At 63.0% G+C, this 17,918-nt stretch carries 16 protein-coding genes; 7 read left to right on the forward strand and 9 right to left on the reverse strand.

Going from position 1 to position 17,918, the window contains the following annotated elements; all coding sequences use genetic code 11:
- Positions 1–70: 70 nt before the first annotated feature.
- Positions 71–1,126: a CDP-6-deoxy-delta-3,4-glucoseen reductase gene (locus WH367_RS12465; protein ID WP_339536371.1), complete on the forward strand. Its 1,056-nt coding sequence runs from the start codon at positions 71–73 to the stop codon at positions 1,124–1,126.
- Positions 1,127–1,385: 259 nt separating this feature from the next.
- On the forward strand, positions 1,386–2,357 hold the full coding sequence (locus tag WH367_RS12470) for a Bug family tripartite tricarboxylate transporter substrate binding protein (RefSeq protein ID WP_339536373.1): 972 nt from the start codon (positions 1,386–1,388) through the stop codon (positions 2,355–2,357).
- A gap of 98 nt (positions 2,358–2,455) precedes the next feature.
- On the opposite strand, the gene folK is transcribed toward WH367_RS12470, so the two are convergent.
- Genes folK through hda form a run of 4 tightly spaced genes read right to left on the reverse strand, consistent with a single transcriptional unit; the run spans position 2,456 to position 6,036 of the window.
- A complete protein-coding gene (folK, locus tag WH367_RS12475) occupies positions 2,456–3,007 on the reverse strand; it encodes a 2-amino-4-hydroxy-6-hydroxymethyldihydropteridine diphosphokinase (protein WP_339536375.1) in 552 nt (183 codons plus the stop codon).
- Positions 2,997–4,613 carry a polynucleotide adenylyltransferase PcnB gene (pcnB, locus tag WH367_RS12480; RefSeq protein ID WP_021025547.1) on the reverse strand — a complete coding sequence of 539 codons (1,617 nt, stop codon included), beginning with the start codon at positions 4,611–4,613 and terminating at the stop codon, positions 2,997–2,999. The genes folK and pcnB overlap by 11 nt, the downstream gene beginning before the upstream one ends.
- Complete coding sequence (locus WH367_RS12485) at positions 4,610–5,308, reverse strand: HAD family hydrolase (RefSeq protein WP_339520819.1); 699 nt, start codon at positions 5,306–5,308, stop codon at positions 4,610–4,612. Before WH367_RS12485 ends, pcnB begins: the two co-directional genes overlap by 4 nt.
- 32 nt (positions 5,309–5,340) lie before the next feature.
- Positions 5,341–6,036, reverse strand: a complete 696-nt coding sequence (hda, locus tag WH367_RS12490) for a DnaA regulatory inactivator Hda (RefSeq protein WP_339536377.1) — start codon at positions 6,034–6,036, stop codon at positions 5,341–5,343.
- Positions 6,037–6,446: 410 nt separating this feature from the next.
- On the opposite strand from hda, the gene purM reads away from it, so the two are divergent.
- Together purM and WH367_RS12500 are read left to right on the forward strand one after the other, a co-directional pair.
- Complete coding sequence (purM, locus tag WH367_RS12495; RefSeq protein ID WP_339536379.1) at positions 6,447–7,496, forward strand: phosphoribosylformylglycinamidine cyclo-ligase; 1,050 nt, start codon at positions 6,447–6,449, stop codon at positions 7,494–7,496.
- Between the two features lie 95 nt (positions 7,497–7,591).
- Entirely contained in the window at positions 7,592–8,710 is a 1,119-nt protein-coding gene (locus WH367_RS12500) for an AI-2E family transporter (protein WP_084635696.1), read from the forward strand.
- Between the two features lie 321 nt (positions 8,711–9,031).
- On the opposite strand, the gene ppk2 is transcribed toward WH367_RS12500, so the two are convergent.
- From ppk2 to murJ, 3 genes are all read right to left on the reverse strand, one after another.
- Positions 9,032–9,904 carry a polyphosphate kinase 2 gene (ppk2, locus tag WH367_RS12505; protein ID WP_239644888.1) on the reverse strand — a complete coding sequence of 291 codons (873 nt, stop codon included), beginning with the start codon at positions 9,902–9,904 and terminating at the stop codon, positions 9,032–9,034.
- Between the two features lie 118 nt (positions 9,905–10,022).
- Positions 10,023–10,871, reverse strand: a complete 849-nt coding sequence (locus WH367_RS12510; RefSeq protein WP_339536381.1) for a SirB1 family protein — start codon at positions 10,869–10,871, stop codon at positions 10,023–10,025.
- Positions 10,872–11,030: 159 nt separating this feature from the next.
- Positions 11,031–12,596, reverse strand: a complete 1,566-nt coding sequence (murJ, locus tag WH367_RS12515) for a murein biosynthesis integral membrane protein MurJ (RefSeq protein WP_339536383.1) — start codon at positions 12,594–12,596, stop codon at positions 11,031–11,033.
- 117 nt (positions 12,597–12,713) lie between these two features.
- Here murJ and rpsT point away from each other — a divergent pair, with 117 nt between their 5' ends.
- Positions 12,714–13,010, forward strand: a complete 297-nt coding sequence (gene rpsT, locus WH367_RS12520) for a 30S ribosomal protein S20 (protein ID WP_021025539.1) — start codon at positions 12,714–12,716, stop codon at positions 13,008–13,010.
- Positions 13,011–13,284: 274 nt separating this feature from the next.
- On the opposite strand, the gene WH367_RS12525 is transcribed toward rpsT, so the two are convergent.
- Entirely contained in the window at positions 13,285–13,656 is a 372-nt protein-coding gene (locus tag WH367_RS12525) for a DUF3579 domain-containing protein (RefSeq protein ID WP_021025538.1), read from the reverse strand.
- Between the two features lie 373 nt (positions 13,657–14,029).
- Here WH367_RS12525 and WH367_RS12530 point away from each other — a divergent pair, with 373 nt between their 5' ends.
- The gene (locus WH367_RS12530; protein WP_021025537.1) at positions 14,030–15,232 is read left to right on the forward strand and encodes an aspartate aminotransferase family protein; all 1,203 of its coding nucleotides are present in this window, start codon (positions 14,030–14,032) and stop codon (positions 15,230–15,232) included.
- 17 nt (positions 15,233–15,249) lie between these two features.
- On the forward strand, positions 15,250–16,170 hold the full coding sequence (argF, locus tag WH367_RS12535; protein ID WP_339520827.1) for an ornithine carbamoyltransferase: 921 nt from the start codon (positions 15,250–15,252) through the stop codon (positions 16,168–16,170).
- Between the two features lie 120 nt (positions 16,171–16,290).
- Here argF and ahpF read toward each other — a convergent pair whose 3' ends face one another.
- Positions 16,291–17,862, reverse strand: coding sequence for an alkyl hydroperoxide reductase subunit F (gene ahpF, locus WH367_RS12540; protein ID WP_339520829.1), 1,572 nt, complete (start codon positions 17,860–17,862; stop codon positions 16,291–16,293).
- Positions 17,863–17,918: the final 56 nt, after the last annotated feature.

Raw genomic sequence — 17,918 nt, forward strand, 5'->3', positions numbered from 1 at the left:
CCCCCCCACTTATGCAAGCCCAGGCGCCGATGAGCGCCATTGTTTTGTGTCGATAAGGAATTTTGGTGCAATGAGTTCTTCGTCCAGCGCGTTTCACATCTCGGTCCTGCCCAGCGGACGCGCCTTTGCCACCCAGGCCTCGGAGGCCATCCTCACGGCTGCGATCCGCAGCGGCGTGGGCCTGCCCTATGGCTGCAAGGATGGCGCCTGCAGCTCCTGCAAATGCAAGAAGCTCAGTGGCACGGTCGTGCATGGTCCGCACAGCGAACGCGCGCTGAGCCCCCAGGAAGAGGCCGACGGCATGATCCTGCCCTGCTGCGCCGTGCCCACCAGCGATGTGGTGATCGAGTCGCGCCATGTCACCGATGAAAGCGCCTTTCCGATCAAGAAAATGCCGGTGCGCGTGCAGACCATCGAGCGCCTCTCGCCCGATGTGGTCAAGCTGCGCCTGCAGCTGCCGGCCGCGGACAGCTTTCGCTACCACGCGGGCCAGTACATCGAGTTTTTGCTCGCAGGCGGCGCGCGCCGCGCCTATTCGATGGCCGTCGCGCCGCACCACCAGGAGACCGCACCCGGCTTGGAGTTGCATATCCGCCACACGCCAGGCGGTCTTTTTACCGACCACGTGTTTGGCGCGATGAAGGAGCGCGAGATCCTGCGCATCGAAGGCCCGTTTGGCAGCTTCTACCTGCACGAGGGCGACAAGCCCATGGTCTTTCTGGCCTCGGGCACCGGCTTTGCGCCGATCAAGGCCCTTGTCGAACATCTGCAGCACCACGACATCCAGCGCCCGGTGGTGGTGTACTGGGGCGGCCGGCGCCCGCAAGACCTGTACATGCACGACTGGATGCTCGCGCGCAGCGCCGAGATGCCCCAGCTGCGCTATGTGCCGGTGGTCTCCAACGCCCTGGCTGTAGACGGCTGGCAAGGCCGCAGCGGCTTTGTGCACCAGGCGGTGCTCGATGATTTTGCCGATCTGTCGGGCCACGAGGTCTATGCCTGCGGTGCGCCGATTGTGGTCGATTCGGCCCGTGCCAGCTTTACCAGCCAGCGCGGCCTGCCCGAAGACGCTTTCTTTGCCGATGCCTTTGTGACCGAAGCGGACAAGCAAAACCAGATCGTCTGAACGGCTTGCGGCCCCCCGGCCCTTGCGTCACAGCAACTACACGGCGCAGCCGCTACACTAGAAAGTTTAGAGCCGCTCACACCGTCTTGGTGCCTGGTGGCCCAGCCTTGTCGCACGTTTGCCGTGCCAGCCGGCTGGGCGCCCAGCCTCCAACGCAAACCTTTGGTTGGCGGGGGCGTGTTGGCAGCTCTCAGGGGGTAGTACCTGCACACCGCAGGCGCTGCGTCGTTATTCACTCTCCTCAAGAAGACACACAAGCATGCAACGCAGAAATATCCTGTTATCCACCGTTCTGGCCATCTCCGCCTTCGCAGCACCGGCCGCAGTTGCCGCCGATCCGGTGATCCGCCTGGTGGTGCCCTATGCACCCGGTGGCCCACTGGATGTCACCTCGCGCATTCTGGCCGAACGTGTCCGCGACCAGCTGGGCACCGTGGTGATCGACAACAAGGCAGGCGCTGGCGGCAACATTGGTGCCGACATCATCGCCAAGGCAGCGCCAGACGGCCTGACCATCGGCCTGTCGGCCACCGCCACGCACGCGGTCAATCCCTGGCTCTACACCAAGATGCCTTTCAACGCAGCGACGGACTTCAGCGCCATCACCCAGATGGTGCGTGTGCCCAATGTGCTGGTGATGAACACCGAGCGTGCCAAGGCACTGCACATCAGCAATGTGCAGGACCTGATCGCCTACGCCAAGAAGAACCCGGGCAAGCTCAATTTCGGCAGCGGCGGCAATGGCAGCTCCGGCCACCTGGCCGGCGAGATGATGAAGCGCCAGGCCGGCATTTTTGCCGTGCACGTGCCCTACCGCGGTGCCAACCCGGCCCAGCTCGCACTGCTGTCGGGCGAGGTGGATTTCAACATCGACAACCTGGCGGCCGCCTCGGCCAACATTCACAGCGGCAAGCTCACGGCGCTGGCCGTGACCAGCCTGCACGCCAGCCCCATGCTGCCGGGCGTGCCCCCGCTGGCCGACACGCTCAAGGGTTTCGAGATCGACACCTGGTGGGGCCTGGTGGCACCGGCCAACACACCGCCGGATGTGATCAACCGCCTCAACAAGGCCTTCACCGATGCGCTGAAGGACCCGAGCACCAAGACCCGCTTTGCCAGCCTGATGGCCGAGCCCGTGCCCACCACGCCGGCCGAGTTTGACAAGTTCATGGCCTCCGAGCGCAACAAGTACGAATCGGTGGTCAAACTCTCTGGCGCCAAGGTTGACTAAGCGCCGCGCGGCGCATCCCTAGCGCCCAGCAAAAAGCCCCGCCAGCGAAGCTGCTGCGGGGCTTTGTCTTTATAGGGTGCACTCTCTTTCCCGCTCGCTCAGCGCCACCATTCCGGCCCCTGGCTGCGCTGCACGCCCTGCGCCAAAAGCGGCTGCAGCTGCGCATCGCTGACCCAGGCTGGCTGCAGCTCTTGCAGCGGCGCCAGCACAAAGGCCCGTTGCCACATGCGCGGATGGGGCAGCTGCAGATCAGGCATCGCGATCTGGGTGTCGATGCTGGCATACAGCAGCACATCCAGGTCCAGGGTACGCGGGGCATTGCGGTAGGGGCGCTCGCGGCCGGCGGCCAGCTCCAGCTGCTGGAGCAGCAGCAAAAGCTGGTGCGCTGACAGCGCTGTGCGCAGCTCTGCGACCGCGTTCAGGTAATCAGGCCCGCTGGAATCCACCGGCCGGCTGGCATAGAGCGATGAGACCGCCTGCACCGCCACGCCCGCGCTGCGGGCCAACTGCTGCAAGGCCTGCGCCATCGCAGCACCCCGGTCGCCCAGGTTCGCGCCCAGGCCGATCCAGGCGCCGAGCGCCTGCCCGGCAGGTGGCGCGGCATCACCGCTCGCCAGGCGCTCGGCCTGGCCCGGCATGTTAGTCACCATGGCCGGCGGCATCGGCGCCGCTACCGCCAGCTGCAGCAGCGCCGGCATCCGCGCCACCGGGTTTGCGGCGGCGGCGGCGGCGCTTCTTGGCTGGCGCATCTGCATGGGCTTCGCTGTCGCCGTCCATGGCCTGCTGGGCCACCTGGTCCAGGCTGGAGTCCTCTTGCGCCTCATGGGCCGCAGCGGGCTTTCGCGGTGCACGCTTGGGCTTGGGCGCGCCCGTCTTGGGCTTGGCGCGTTGCTCTTCGCGCACCTGGGCGATCAGGTCTTCGCGGCGGGCCTCATCGGCCTGCTGGAACTCCTGCCACCAGTTGGCCAGTGCTTCGTCGACCTCGCCCACATCAGCGCGCAAACGCAGAAAATCAAAACCGGCACGGAAGCGCGCCTGCGCGATCATGCCAAACGGCGTGCTGCCGGTGCGCTTTTCAAAGCGCGGTTGCATCACCCAGATCTCGCGCATATCAGCGGCGAGCTTGCCCCGGCCGGAGACATCGCCAATGCGGTGGTTGAAGACGTCGTCGATCGCATCCTGCAGCGCCGGGTGCGGGTGCTCACCCTTGAGCATGCGCTTGTCCCAGCCGGCCTTGACGTCCTGCCACAGCACGCAGGCGAGCAAAAAGCTCGGCGCCACGCTCTTGCCTTCGGCCACGCGGCGGTCGGTGTCCATCAGCGCGGCCTGCACAAAAGGCAGGTCGGCACGGTCCACCACCACATCCAGCAGCGGGTAAATGCCCTTGGCCAGGCCCAGCAGGCGCAGCTGCTCGATCGAGGCCAGCGAATGGCCCGTCTGCAACAGCTTGAGCATCTCGTCAAACATGCGGCTTTGCGGCACTTCCTGCAGCAGCTGGGCACATTCGACGAGCGGCTTGGCGGTCTTGGGGTCGAGCGTGAAGCCCTTCTTGCTGAGCTTGGCGGCAAAGCGCACCGCGCGGATGATACGCACCGGGTCTTCGCGGTAGCGCGTGGCCGGGTCGCCAATCATGCGCAGCACATGCTTTTGCGAGTCGCGGATGCCCTTGTGGTAGTCCACCACGATCTGCGTCTGCGGGTCGTAGTACATCGCGTTGACGGTGAAGTCGCGGCGCGCTGCATCCTCGTTCTGGGGGCCCCAGACGTTGTCGCGCAGCACGCGGCCGCTTTCGTCAACGGCCAGCTTCATGCCGGCCAGCGCCGCCTTGCTGGTTTTCTCGTTGCCCTGCACCTGTTCGGCCTTGGAGCTGTCCAAAAAGGCGCGGAAGGTGGTCACTTCGATGACCTCGTTCTCGCGGCCACGCCCATAGACCACGTGCACGATGCGAAAACGCCGGCCGATGATGAAGGCGCGGCGAAACAGGCTCTTGACCTGCTCGGGCGTGGCATTGGTGGCCACGTCAAAATCCTTGGGGCGCAGGCCCAGCAGCAGATCGCGCACCGCGCCGCCGACGATATAGGCCTCGAAGCCCGCTTCCTTCAAGGTGCTGCAGACATCCAGCGCCCGGCGGTCCACCAGCTTGGGGTCGATGTTGTGCACATCAACGCCCACTTCCTCGCGCTTGCCAAAGGGGTTCTTGGTCTTGCTGGCGGCCGTCGCCTTGCCCAGCAATTTATCGATGATGGTCTTGATCATGCGTGTGGCTCCAGCAGGTCCAGGATGCGCCAGCCGCGTTCGGTGGCGAGTTGGCGCAGGCGCGCGTCGGGGTTGGTGGCCACGGCAGTATCCACCTTTTCCAGCAGCGGCACGTCGTTCATCGAGTCGCTGTAGAAGATGCTGTCCACGCTGTCCCAGCTCAGGCCGCGCTCGGCCATCCAGGCTTCCATGCGGGTGACCTTGCCGGCGCGCATCGTCGGCACACCGTCGATCTCGCCGGTGATCCAGCCAGAAGCGTCGCGCGCCAGGTTGACGGCCAGCAGGTGGTCCACACCCAAGGCCTTGGCAATCGGGCGGGTCACAAATTCATTGGTGGCGGTGACGATCACGATGGTGTCGCCCGCATCGCGGTGCTGCTGCAGCAGCGCCAGCGCCGCCGGCTGGATATGCGGCGTGATCACTTCCTGCATGAAGGCGCGGTGCGCCTCATCGGCGGCCTCAGGGCCGAGCTTGCGAATGGCCTCGGTGGCAAAACGCACATAGGCATGGATATCGAGCGTGCCTTTTTGGTAATCGGCAAAAAAGGCCGCATTGCGGCTGCCAAACTCCTGCTTGTCGCACCAGCCCTTGCGCAAGGTGAACTCCCCCCATTCGTAATCCGAATCGAGCGGCAGCAAAGTGTGGTCCAGGTCAAAAAGCGCAAGCCTTGTGCTTGTGCCAGCAGAGTTATTCATTCAAAAAATCTCGGTTGTAGCTGCAAGACCATTTACTCCGTCTCCAGCATGTCCTTGAGCAAGGGGATCGTCAGGCCCCGTTTGTTGCGCAAGGCAAAATTGTCCAGGTGGTCCAACAGTTGCATCAGGCTGCCCAAATCGCGTGAGAAGCGTTTGAGCATGTAATCCATCACATCGTCGGTCAATACCAGGCCACGTCGTTTGGCTTCATCCTTGAGCACATCCCTGCGCTGCGCTTCACTGAGCAGGTGCAGCTGGTAGATCTCGCCCCAGCCCAGCCGGGTGCGCAAGTCGTCACGCAGTTTCAGGCCGGACGGCGGCACATCGCCAGCGGCCAGCACCCAACGCCGCGCACCGGTGGCCGGGCTGGTGGCGTTGACGAACCAGTTGAAGGCCGCTGCCTGCTGCACCGGGTTGTAGAACTGCACCTCGTCGAGGATCACGGCCGACCAGCGCTCGTTGAAGGCGCTGGGAAAGCGGGTGCTCGCATCGAGCCAGCCCACAGGCGCCCCCTGCTCACGCAAGGCTTCGGCCACTGCACGCAACACATAGGTCTTGCCGCAGCCCATCTCGCCCCAAAGGTAAGTGGGCACGGTCGAGCGCGGCGCGTCCCAGGCCTCATTGACCTGGGTATGCAGATGCGCAACCGCTGCCTGGTTGGAGCCCGCAAAAAACCGGTTCAGGCTTGGCGCTGGCGCCAAGCCCAGATCCAAAGCCATTTGCTTCATGCGCCAACTCCTATCCGCGCCCGAGCCCGCCGTGCAATACGCACTGCGTTGTGGGTCATCAGATAAAAGGAAATCTCACGCATGGCTGCGTTCAATACAAGAAAGCGTTCAGTCTGGTTGGCGCGATGCGCGCCAACTTGGGGCGCCCCTGCTCGGTCATGCAGTGGCCAGGGCCCTGCATGCAAACCCGTTGATTTTAGTCGGTAGTCACGCTGGTGTGACACAAAAGGCCCCTCTGCCCCATTTATGCATGAAATCGGCCACAAAGCAGGCGGCCGATGCGCGCTCATGCGGTAACAGTGCACACCGGACGGGCATTCTGCCCCCTCGGGTATGGCTTGCGGCATAAAATCGGCGTTTCTGGCCCCCGTTGGGTCAGCTTGTCAGCTTTATTGCCTTTGTAGTCCCTCATGAGCTCTTCCAATTCCTCCACCCCCCTTTCGTACAAAGACGCCGGCGTTGATATTGACGCAGGCGACGCGCTGGTCGAGCGCATCAAGCCCCTGGCCAAGAAAACCATGCGCGAAGGCGTGATGGCGGGTATCGGTGGTTTTGGCGCGCTGTTTGAAGTGCCCAAGCGCTACAAGGAGCCGGTGCTGGTTTCGGGCACCGACGGCGTGGGCACCAAGCTGCGCCTGGCCTTTGAGTGGAATATGCATGACACCGTGGGCATCGACCTGGTGGCCATGAGCGTCAACGACGTGCTGGTGCAAGGCGCCGAGCCCCTGTTCTTCCTCGACTACTTTGCCTGCGGCAAGCTCGATGTGGACACGGCAGCGGCCGTGGTGGGCGGTATCGCCAAGGGCTGCGAGCTGTCGGGCTGCGCACTGATCGGTGGTGAAACCGCCGAGATGCCCGGCATGTACCCGGACGGCGAATACGACCTGGCCGGTTTTGCAGTTGGCGCGGTCGAGAAAAGCAAGATCCTGACCGGCCAGAATGTGCAAGCCGGCGACGTGGTGCTGGGCCTGGCCTCGCATGGCGTGCATTCCAACGGCTTCTCGCTGGTGCGCAAGTGCATCGAGCGCGCACAAAGCCAAGGCGGCCTGCCCGAGACGCTGGATGGCAAGCCCTTCAAGAACGCCATCATGGAGCCCACGCGTCTCTACGTGCTCAACGTGCTGAAGGTGCTGGCCTCGCAGCCCATCAAGGCGCTGGCCCACATCACCGGCGGCGGCCTGCTGGAGAACATTCCCCGCGTGCTGCCCGAAGGCCTGGGCGCGCAACTGGTCAAGGGCAGCTGGCCCCAGACCGAGCTGTTTGCCTGGCTGCAAAAGACCGCTGGCATCGATGACATCGAGATGAACCGCACCTTCAACAACGGCATCGGCATGGTGGTGGTGGTTCCCGCAGAGAGCGAACAGGCCGTCAAGGACGCCTTCTCCGCCCTTGGTGAACAAGTGTGGACGATTGGCAGCATCGCCCCCCGTGGCGCTGAGGCTGCGGTCACGGTGCGCTAAGCTTCCCCGGCAGGGCAGGCGCACCAAGCCGTCTGCCCTGCGCGCAGCAAGGGCCAGATCCTGGCCTTCCGACTCGCTCAGATGGATGGCCAACCATGCAACCGGATTCCGCAAAGCCCCCGTCCAACAGCCCCGCACCCGGCCAGCCGGCCAGCGGCGCTGCGGACCTGCCGCATGTTTGGCGGCCGCCTCCTGCGCATTGGGGTGTCAGGGTGGCCTCCTATGTGCTGATGGCTGCGGCCTTGCTGCTGATCATGCTCAATGGCCTGCTGGTGGGCCTCTTGGCCGCCTGCGCCGGCTACACCTTCACCTTGTTTCTGGTACACAAGATCCGTGAGCTGAGCCGCCTGCCCACCTCGCTGAACACGCCCCCACCGCTGTGGATGGAATACCTGTCCGTCACCATCGTGCTGGTGGTGCCGGTGGTGCTGGTCACGCTGGGACTGATCCATTCCCAGGGCTATCTGCTCAACGCGCCTCAGCAGTACCGCGAGATGCTGGTCTCGATGGCCAAGACCTTGCTGGACCTGCGCAGCAAGCTGCCGCCCGAGCTGGCCAATGTGCTGCCCGATGGCGCGCAAGACCTGCAGCAGCGGGCTGCCGAATACCTGGGCACCAAGGCGGGCGCCATTGCCAATATGGGCCGGCTCTGGCTCACCGGCCTGCTCTATGTGTTTGTCGGCCTCTTGATTGGCGCGTTGGCCGCCGTGCGCCACAGCCGCCATTCCCACGCTCCCCTGGCCTACCAGCTGCAGCTGCGCGTGCAGCGCTTTGGCGATGCCTTCCGCCAGATTGTCGCAGCCCAGTTCTGGATCGCTCTGTTCAACACGGTGCTGACCGCCATCTTCCTGCTGGGCATTCTGCCGCTGATCAATATGCGCCTGCCCTATAGCGGCGCGCTCATCATGCTGACCTTTTTTGGCGGACTGATCCCCATTGTCGGCAACCTCGTCTGCAATGCCGTCATCACCACCGTGGGCCTGTCGGTCTCGCCACTGACCGCCGTCGCCTGTCTGGCCTTCCTGGTGCTGATCCACAAGGCCGAGTACCTGATCAATGCCAAGGTCGTTGGCGCCAAGACACATATGGGCGTCTGGGAGTTGCTGTCGGTGATGTTTGTGGCGGAAGCTATTTTTGGCCCCGCAGGGCTCGTGGCGGCGCCGCTCTTTTACGCCTATCTGAAAAAAGAGCTGTTTGCAGCGCGGCTGATCTAACCCCGCCTTTTTGGCACTGCACCTTGAGGCGGGGTGCAGATGCCCATCTCCCCCGCTCTCTTCGCTGCAAGCACCACGCCCAGCATCTCCAAACCCCCAACGCGCAAGAGATGCTGCTGGACTACCGCATCTCCTCAACACGGCTTCGCTGCCTGCAGGCGCCTTCCAGCCCCAGCTGATCAGCACCCAGATCGGCCGGCTTTCCCACGGCCACGCCGTCGATGACCGATGGGCACTCTGCCAGTATCGGCACAACACAGGCGTAAAAAAACCTCAGTGATGAAACCGAGGCTCTTTGTATTGAATGATCCGAAATCTTAATTAATAGACTTCCGGAACATACATGGAAGCGGGCACAGGCAGGCGGCTGTAGTCCGGATGGCGGATCCGGTCGGGCAGCACGACATTCTCATGGTCCACATCGGTGTAGGGCACCTGGGCCAGAAAGTGTGCAATGCAGTTGAGGCGTGCCTTTTTCTTGTCATCGGCATGCACCAGCCACCAGGGCGCCTCAGGAATGTGGGTGCGCTCCAGCATCACTTCCTTGGCCTTGGTGTATTCCTCCCAGCGGACGCGGCTTTGCAGGTCCATCGGCGAGAGCTTCCACTGCTTGAGGGGATCATGGATACGGCCCAGGAAGCGCAGGTGCTGCTCTTCATCACTGATCGAGAACCAGTACTTGACCAGCAAGATCCCCGAGCGCACGAGCATCTTCTCAAACTCGGGCACGGTGCGGAAGAACTCTTCGTACTGGTCATTGGTGCAAAAGCCCATGACCTTTTCGACACCAGCGCGGTTGTACCAGCTGCGGTCAAACAGCACGATCTCGCCAGCGGCGGGCAGGTGTGCCACATAGCGCTGGAAGTACCACTGCGTGCGCTCGCGGTCGTTGGGGGCCGGCAAGGCGGCCACGCGCACCACGCGGGGGTTGAGGCGCTGGGTGATGCGCTTGATCACACCGCCCTTGCCTGCGGCATCGCGCCCCTCGAACAGCACCACCACCTTCTGGCCGGTGTGCTGCACCCAGTCCTGCAGCTTGACCAGTTCACCCTGCAGCCTCAAGAGCTCGCGGAAGTACTGGTAGTCGTGCTCCGTCATCCCTGCGGCGAACGGCGCGCCCAGCATGCCGTCCTCCATCTCGAGCTCCAGAGACTCGTCATAGTCATCCATCACATCACGCGCAATCTTGTGCATGACGTCTTCTGGTGAAATTCCTAATCGATCTTTCATAGTGGCGCATCCCTAGTGCCGCTATCTTGCCGAAGTTGTGTGACGACAGAATGACAAGAAAATGTCAAAACAACGTCAAACGTTACATTCGTTGCAAATCTAACAAAGCCGCACGAATAGTGGCCGCATCCTCTGGATTGCCGGTCTGGTTGAGGTAGGTTTGCAGATCTTCCCGGGCCCGGTCGTGCACGCCCAGCTCTGCATAAGCCAGGCCCCGGTCGCGCAGCTCCGACCATTCGCTGGGCAGCAGCACCAGCAGCCGGTTTTGCACCTCAATGAGCTTGCCCCAGTTCTTGTCGCTGCGGTAGACCTCCTTGAGGTTGGAGAGCATGCGCGCAATGATGTCGCGTGGCGTTGCGGCCTGCAGGTACAGGCCCAGCGGCACATCGTCTTCATCGACGCGGTGAAACGCCTTTTGCATGGGCTCGAGCATCTCGGCGAGCATATTGCTGGAAAACGACTGGCCCGACAGCGGATCGAGCACGATCTGCCCCTCTGCCACGCTCACCTTGAGCAGAAAATGGCCGGGAAAGCAGATGCCATGCGCGGGCAGCTGCAAAGCCGTGGCCAGCTCCAGCCAGATGACCGCCAGCGACACGGGAATGCCGCGCCGGCGGTGCAGCACGGCATTGAGGCAGCTGTTGTCGAGCGCATAGAAGTCATTGGGGTTGCCCTGGAAACCCCACTCGGCATAAAAACGGTGGTTGAGCGCCTTGAGCCGCGTCAGCGCACTGCGGCTGCTGGCATCGCGGCTCTCCATCAGCTGGCCCAGCAGCTGGTCGACCTCGTTCAGGACCTGCTGGGTGTCCAGCTGCGGGTACTCGATGCAGGCCACGGCAGCGGCGGCTTCGAGCAGCGGAAAACCATCGTCACTGCTGACCAGCGATTCAAAATGCTCCAACGGTGTGGGGATAGAAAAGCGGAAGTCCATACACATCCCAACTGCAGCGCCTTCGCATACATCGCTGGCACCTTGGGGCGCTGCCAGTGCCATGACGCCATGTATACCACCAGATGGGCTGGCCTGCAGGGTCTGCGCGATGGAAATCACGCAAAAACCGCATATTCCCTAATAGAGGGAACTATTCTGTCAGCGGCGCAACATTGCGCGCAGCTTCATGCCGGACAAGGCCAGCACACCAAAATACAGCAGCGCCGCCCCCGCCATCCACAGCGCCAGCAGACCCACGCGCTCCAGGCGGTGCGCGCCCAGCGCGACCCAATCGGTCATCTGCGCGCCCCAGGCCAGAAAGATGCCCAGCAGCGCAACGGCCAGCGATACCCGGGCCAGAAAGATCCACCAGCCCGGCTTGGGCTTGAAGCTGCCGCGCCGGATCAAGCCCACCAGCAGCCACAGCGCATTGATGACCGCACCCAGGCCGATCGACAAGGCCAGACCGGTATGGGCCATCGTGGGCACCAGCACCAGGTTCAACAGCTGCGTCAGCACCAGCACACAGATGGCAATCTTCACCGGCGTACGGATGTCCTGGCTGGCATAGAAGCCCGGCGCCAGCACCTTGATGGCGACCATGGCCAGCAGGCCCACGCCATAGCCTTGCAGCGCCAGCGCAATCTGGCCCACATCCGAGCCCTTGAGCGCGCCGTAGTGGAACAGCACCGCTACCAAGGGCTTGGCAAACAGCAGCAGGCCCGCCGCACAAGGGGCGGCCAGCAACACCACAATGCGCAGGCCCCAGTCGAGCATGGCGCCATAGCGCTCATCATCACCGGCCGCCTTGGCCGACGACAGCTGCGGCGTCAGCACCACGCCCAGCGCCACGCCCAGCAAGGCGGTGGGGAACTCCATCAGGCGGTCGGCATAGAACAGCCAGGTCACGCTGCCCGGTGCCAGGTAGGAGGCAATCTGGGTATTGATCATCAGCGAGATCTGGGCCACGCCCACGCCCAGCAGGGCGGGCGCCATCAGCGACAGGATGCGGCGCACACCGGCATCGGCCCAGGCCTGCTTGATGACCGAGGGCCGGCAGGAGATACGCGGCAGCATGCCGATGCGGCGCAGCGCGGGAAACTGCACCACCAGCTGCAGCACGCCGCCGGCCATCACACCAACAGCCATGCCATAGATGGGCTCCAGGCCATGGCTGCGCATCCAGGGGGTCAGCGCCAGGGCCGCCACAATCATGCTGACATTGAGCAGCACCGGCGTGAAGGCCGGCACGATAAAGCGCTTCCAGGTATTGAGCACGCCCGCAGCCAGCGCCACCAGCGACATGAAGCCGATATACGGGAACATCCAGCGCGTCATCAGCACCGCTGCGTCATAGCTGTGCGGGTTCTGGCGCAGGCCACTGGCCAGCAGCCAGACCAGCGCGGGCGCCGCGACCACGCCCAGCACGCAGGTCAGCGCCAGAATCCAGAACAGCACCGTGGCCACGCTGTGCACCAAGTCACGTGTGCGCTCCTCGCCTTCCTTGGTCAAGGTGGTGGCCAGCACCGGCACAAAGGCCTGGCTGAAGGCCCCTTCTGCAAACAGGCGCCTGAACAGGTTGGGAATGCGAAAGGCAACGTTGAACGCGTCGGTCAGTGCGCTGGCACCAAACATGGTGGCCATCAGCAGATCGCGGGCAAGCCCTGTGATACGCGAGAGCAGCGTAAACAGGGAGACGGTGGAGGCAGCTTTGAACAGTGACACCCGGGCAGTGTAGCCGCGCCGCTGGCGGGAAATTGCCGGTTATCTGGATTTCTGAGTAAACAGCGGCTATAATGCCCGATTCACTGAAAACATCCGCAGACTCAAAGGACACTCATCATGGCATCTAAGCCAGTCAAAAAGAACCCCCGTTTGGCATCCGGCCGTAAGCGCGCCCGCCAAACCATCAAGCTGAACGCCGCCAACACCTCGCTGCGTTCCAAGTACCGTACCGCTATCAAGAACGTGGAAAAGGCTGTTGCCGCTGGCGACAAGACCAAGGCCACCGAACTGTTTGCCAAGGCGCAATCCGTGCTGGACACGATTGCCGACAAGGGCATCTTCCACAAGAACAAGGCTGCTCGCGATAAGAGCCGCATTGCTGCCAAGGTCAAGGCCCTGGCACTGGCCGCCTAAGCCCATTAGGCAATCGCACGGGCAGGATCCCCTGCCCGCCGTTTGTAACGGGTGCGCTCTCAGTGAACTAAAAAGCCGTCGCAAGACGGCTTTTTTCGTTGTGTGGGCCGTTTCTTTGCAGTGCCGGGTGAGAAGGGCCAACCTGCAGGCAGCCAAGTCCAGCCCAGCAGGCTAGGCGCCCATGCATCTAGGCCATGGGGCAGCCGATGCACCGCCGGCACCCGCACCGCACCAAGACATGCCAAATACCGGCTCGCAAAAAAGGCCTGAAAACTCAGGCCTTGGTGGTGGTGTTGCCGGTGCTGCCAGCCGGACTGGCGGGGCCGCCAGGGTTGCCTGGCGCCTCCGGAATCAGGCAGGCATCGGTGGTCTGCAGGCCATTGTCGCGCGCAAAGTTCATCACAAAGTCCCAAGCCATCGGCTCGTGCACCTGCAACTCCCGCTTGACGATTACGCATTTGGCGCCGTTCATCGTCGTGGGAACGCACCAGGGCGAATAGCCCAGATGGCCACCACGGCGCATGCCGCCGGGACGAAACTGGCTCATCACCCCCGCCAGACGCTCCGCCCAGTCACTGGGGCGAAAGGTCTTGCCATTCTGGGTCAGGCCCAGAATGAAAACTTCTTGAGATGTGGGAGAAACCATGGGATGGAAGCCTCTGATAGACGCCTGAGCACAGGATCACTGCCTCAGGCCAAACCCGTATTTTAACTCTTATATAAGAGATACGCACGCGCAAGGCATAAGTTCAAAACATCATCAAATGCAAGAAGTGCATAACTTTGCGCAGCAGGCCAGGGCCGCCGCAGCGGATATGCCCAGGCCTTGGCGCTGCGTAGTCTAGCTTGCGAGGATTGGGCCTCGCCGGCACTCTGGCTCCACTGCGATTCTGTGATGCGCATTCTTCACTAGTCTGTCGCTACGCAGCCCCTAGAATGGGACTTCCGCTGGTGCCATGCCATAGGGGCCTGGGCCATGGCGGATTTTTTGATTCTGTTTCTTTTTTCCGGAGATTTCCATGCAAGACACCGTCAAGCCTTCTGAGCCCCATGTGATGACTACCTATGGCCGCGTGCCGGTCGCACTGGAGCGAGGCCAGGGCGTGCGTGTCTGGGATGTCAACGGCAAGGAATACCTCGATGCGCTGGGCGGTATCGCCGTCAACACGCTGGGCCACAACCACGCCAAGCTGGTCGCTGCGCTGCACGACCAGATGACCAAGCTGATCCATACCAGCAACTACTATTATGTGCCCGGCCAGGAAAAGCTGGCGGCCCTGCTCGTCGAGCGCTCGAAGATGACCAATGTCTTCTTCTGCTCCACCGGCCTGGAAGCGAACGAGGCATCGATCAAGATCGCGCGCAAGTACGGCGTGGACAAGGGCATCGAAAAGCCGGTGATCGTCGTGTTCGACCATGCCTTCCATGGCCGCTCGATCGCCACTATGAGCGCCACCGCCAACCCCAAGGTGCGCAATGGCTTTGGCCCGCTGCTCGACGGCTTTCTGCGCGTGCCGGCCAATGACTTCGTCGCGCTGCAGGAAGCGACCGAAGGCAACCCCAATATCGTCGGCGTGATGATGGAGCCCATCCAGGGCGAAGGCGGCCTGCACCCGATGCGCGCCGACTTCATGAAGCAGGTGCGTGAGCTCTGCGACGCCAAGGACTGGCTGTTCATCGTCGACGAAATCCAGGCTGGCATGGGCCGCACCGGCAAGTGGTTTGCCCACCAGTGGGCCGGCATCGTGCCCGATGTGATGTCGCTGGCCAAGGGCCTGGGCTCGGGCGTACCGGTGGGTGCGGTCGTCGCCGGCCCCAAGGCTGCCAAGGTGCTGCAACCGGGCAACCATGGCACCACCTTTGGCGGCAACCCGCTGGCCATGCGTGCCGGTGTGGAAACCATTGCCATCATGGAAGAAGAAGGCCTGCTGGCCAATGCCACCAAGGTGGGTGACTACCTGCAGGCCGCGCTGAACCAGGCGCTGGCGGGCACGCCCGGCTTTGTTGAAGTGCGCGGCCAGGGCCTGATGATCGGCGTGGAGCTGAACAAGCCTTGCGGCGAGCTGATCACACGCGGCGTGCAAGAAGCCGGCCTGCTGTTCAGCGTCACCGCCGACACCGTGATCCGCATCGTGCCACCGCTGATCCTGACCGAAGCCGAGGCCGATGAGATCGTCGCCAAGCTCGTGCCGCTGGTCAAATCCTTCCTGGCGGGCCAATAAGGCCAGAAAAGAACGCAATGAAACACTATCTGCAATTCCAGGACTTCACGGCTGACGAATACGAATACCTGCTCAAGCGCGCGGCGCTGATCAAGCAGAAGTTCAAGGGCTATGTGACCCACCACACCCTGGCTGACCGCACCTTGGCGATGATCTTCGAGAAGGCCAGCACCCGCACCCGTGTGAGCTTTGAAGCCGGCATGTACCAGTTGGGCGGCTCGGTGGTGCACCTGACCACCGGCGACAGCCAGCTGGGCCGCGCCGAGCCCATCGAGGACAGCGCGCGCGTGATCAGCCGCATGACCGATCTGGTGATGATCCGCACCTTCGGCCAGGACAAGATCGAGCGCTTTGCGTCGCACTCACGCGTGCCGGTCATCAATGGCCTGACCAACGAGTTCCACCCCTGCCAGATCCTCGCTGACATCTTCACCTTCATCGAGCACCGCGGCTCGATCCAGGGCAAGACGGTGGCCTGGGTGGGTGACGGCAACAACATGGCCAACACCTGGCTGCAGGCGGCCAACCTGCTGGGCTTCAAGGTCCATGTCAGCACGCCCAGCGGCTACGGCATCGACGAGCAACTGGCCTTCAGCGGCCGCGCCTACGACAAGGGCTGCTACCAGCTGTTCAGCGATCCGCACGAGGCCTGCAAGGGCGCGGATCTGGTCACCACCGATGTCTGGACCAGCATGGGCTATGAAGAGGAAAACGAAAAGCGCAAGAAGGCCTTTGCCGACTGGTGCGTGGACCTCGACATGATGGCCGTGGCCAAGAAGGACGCCCTCTTCATGCACTGCCTGCCCGCCCACCGCGGCGAAGAGGTGCAGGCCGAGGTCATCGACGGCCCACAGTCCGTCGTCTGGGACGAGGCCGAGAACCGCATGCATGTGCAAAAGGCCTTGATGGAGTACCTGCTGATCGGCAAACAGGGGTAAGTTGCCGCCAGCCAGCTAACCGTCGTTCAGCTGGCTCAGCTACCCAAGTCGGTCCAGATGTAGCAATGCCCCGAACCTTGCGGTTTCGGGGCATTGTTATTTCAGCGCTGATCCGGCAGATCAGGCAGCCGGAGCCGTGGTGCGGATCAGGTGGTCAAACGCGCTCAGCGCAGCAGTCGCACCGGCACCTGCGGCGATGACGATCTGCTTGTAGGGCACATTGGTGCAGTCACCAGCGGCAAACACGCCGGGCAGGTTGGTGTGGCCCTTGGCGTCGATCTCGATCTCGCCAAACGGGGTCAGCTGCACGGTGCCCTTGAGCCAGCCGGTGTTGGGCAGCAAGCCGATCTGCACAAAGATGCCTTCGAGCGCCACGGTCTTGGTCTCATCGTTCGTGCGGTCCTTGTAGGTCAGGCCCGTCACCTTCTTGCCGTCACCGTTCACTTCGGTGGTCTGCGCATTCAGGATGACCGTCACATTGGGCAGGCTGCGCAGCTTGCGCTGCAGCACGGCATCGGCCTTCAGCTCGGCGGCAAACTCCAGCAAGGTCACATGCTTGACCACGCCAGCCAGGTCAATGGCCGCCTCGACACCCGAGTTGCCACCACCGATCACCGCGACGGGCTTGCCCTTGAAGAGCGGGCCGTCGCAGTGCGGGCAGTAGGTCACGCCCTTGGTGCGGTAGGTATCCTCACCGGGCACATTCATGTTGCGCCAGCGCGCGCCGGTCGACAGGATCACCGTGCGGGCCTTGAGCTTGGCACCCGATTCGGTCTCGATCTCGATCAGGCCACCCTCCTGCGCTGCGGGCGTCAGGGCCTTGGCGGTCTGCAGGTTCATGATGTCGACCTCGTAGTCGCGGATATGGCTCTCCATCGCGGCCGCAAACTTGGGGCCATCGGTCTTGCTCACGGAGATGAAGTTCTCGATATCCACGGTGTCGAGCACCTGGCCACCCAGGCGTTCGGCCGCAATGCCGGTGCGGATGCCCTTGCGCGCCGCATAGATTGCTGCGGCCGCGCCTGCGGGGCCACCGCCGACGATCAGCACATCAAAGGCGTCCTTGCCCGAAATCTTTTGCGCTTCGCGGGCTGCAGCGCCGGTATCGACCTTGGCAACGATCTCGGCGAGCTCCATGCGGCCCTGGCCAAAACGCTGGCCGTTGACGAACACGGTGGGCACACCCATGATTTCGCGCTCTTGCACTTCCTTCTGGAACAGGCCTCCATCGATCGCGGTGTGCGTGATCTTGGGGTTGAGCACGGACATCAGGTTCAGCGCCTGCACGACGTCCGGGCAGTTGTGGCAGGACAGCGAGTAGAAGGTCTCGAAGTGCAGCGGCGTGTCGATGTTCTTGACCTGCTCGAGCAGCTCGGCGGACTCCTTGGAGGGGTGGCCGCCCACTTGCAGCAGCGCCAGCACCAGCGAGGTGAATTCATGGCCCAGCGGCACACCGGCGAAACGCACGCCGACATCGGTGCCCGGGTTGGTGATCAGGAAAGACGGCTTGCGCACATCGGCCGCATTGTCTTCGACCACCGTGATCTTGTCGTTCAGTTCTTTGATATCGGCCAGCAGCTGGCGCACTTCCTTCGACTTGTCACCGTCATCCAGGGTCGCCACCAGCTCGACGGGCTTGGTCAAGCGCTCCAGGTAGGCTTTCAGTTGGGCTTTCATGGTGTTGTCGAGCATGGGACTTCCTTCAAACTTCTCGTGCCCCGCCAGGGGGCGATGCAGCACTTTTCAAA

The sequence above is a fragment of the Comamonas sp. MYb21 genome, from assembly GCF_037479395.1.
In the GTDB taxonomy this organism is placed as follows: Bacteria; Pseudomonadota; Gammaproteobacteria; order Burkholderiales; family Burkholderiaceae_C; genus Comamonas.

Coding starts and splice junctions, on each gene's coding strand:
- WH367_RS12465 (WP_339536371.1), top strand. CDS start 71: ATGAGTTCTTCGTCCAGCGCGTTTCACATCTCGGTCCTGCCCAGCGGA.
- WH367_RS12470 (WP_339536373.1), top strand. CDS start 1,386: ATGCAACGCAGAAATATCCTGTTATCCACCGTTCTGGCCATCTCCGCC.
- folK (WP_339536375.1), bottom strand. CDS start 3,007: ATGGTGACTAACATGCCGGGCCAGGCCGAGCGCCTGGCGAGCGGTGAT.
- pcnB (WP_021025547.1), bottom strand. CDS start 4,613: ATGATCAAGACCATCATCGATAAATTGCTGGGCAAGGCGACGGCCGCC.
- WH367_RS12485 (WP_339520819.1), bottom strand. CDS start 5,308: ATGAATAACTCTGCTGGCACAAGCACAAGGCTTGCGCTTTTTGACCTG.
- hda (WP_339536377.1), bottom strand. CDS start 6,036: ATGAAGCAAATGGCTTTGGATCTGGGCTTGGCGCCAGCGCCAAGCCTG.
- purM (WP_339536379.1), top strand. CDS start 6,447: ATGAGCTCTTCCAATTCCTCCACCCCCCTTTCGTACAAAGACGCCGGC.
- WH367_RS12500 (WP_084635696.1), top strand. CDS start 7,592: ATGCAACCGGATTCCGCAAAGCCCCCGTCCAACAGCCCCGCACCCGGC.
- ppk2 (WP_239644888.1), bottom strand. CDS start 9,904: ATGCACAAGATTGCGCGTGATGTGATGGATGACTATGACGAGTCTCTG.
- WH367_RS12510 (WP_339536381.1), bottom strand. CDS start 10,871: ATGGACTTCCGCTTTTCTATCCCCACACCGTTGGAGCATTTTGAATCG.
- rpsT (WP_021025539.1), top strand. CDS start 12,714: ATGGCATCTAAGCCAGTCAAAAAGAACCCCCGTTTGGCATCCGGCCGT.
- WH367_RS12525 (WP_021025538.1), bottom strand. CDS start 13,656: ATGGTTTCTCCCACATCTCAAGAAGTTTTCATTCTGGGCCTGACCCAG.
- WH367_RS12530 (WP_021025537.1), top strand. CDS start 14,030: ATGCAAGACACCGTCAAGCCTTCTGAGCCCCATGTGATGACTACCTAT.
- argF (WP_339520827.1), top strand. CDS start 15,250: ATGAAACACTATCTGCAATTCCAGGACTTCACGGCTGACGAATACGAA.
- ahpF (WP_339520829.1), bottom strand. CDS start 17,862: ATGCTCGACAACACCATGAAAGCCCAACTGAAAGCCTACCTGGAGCGC.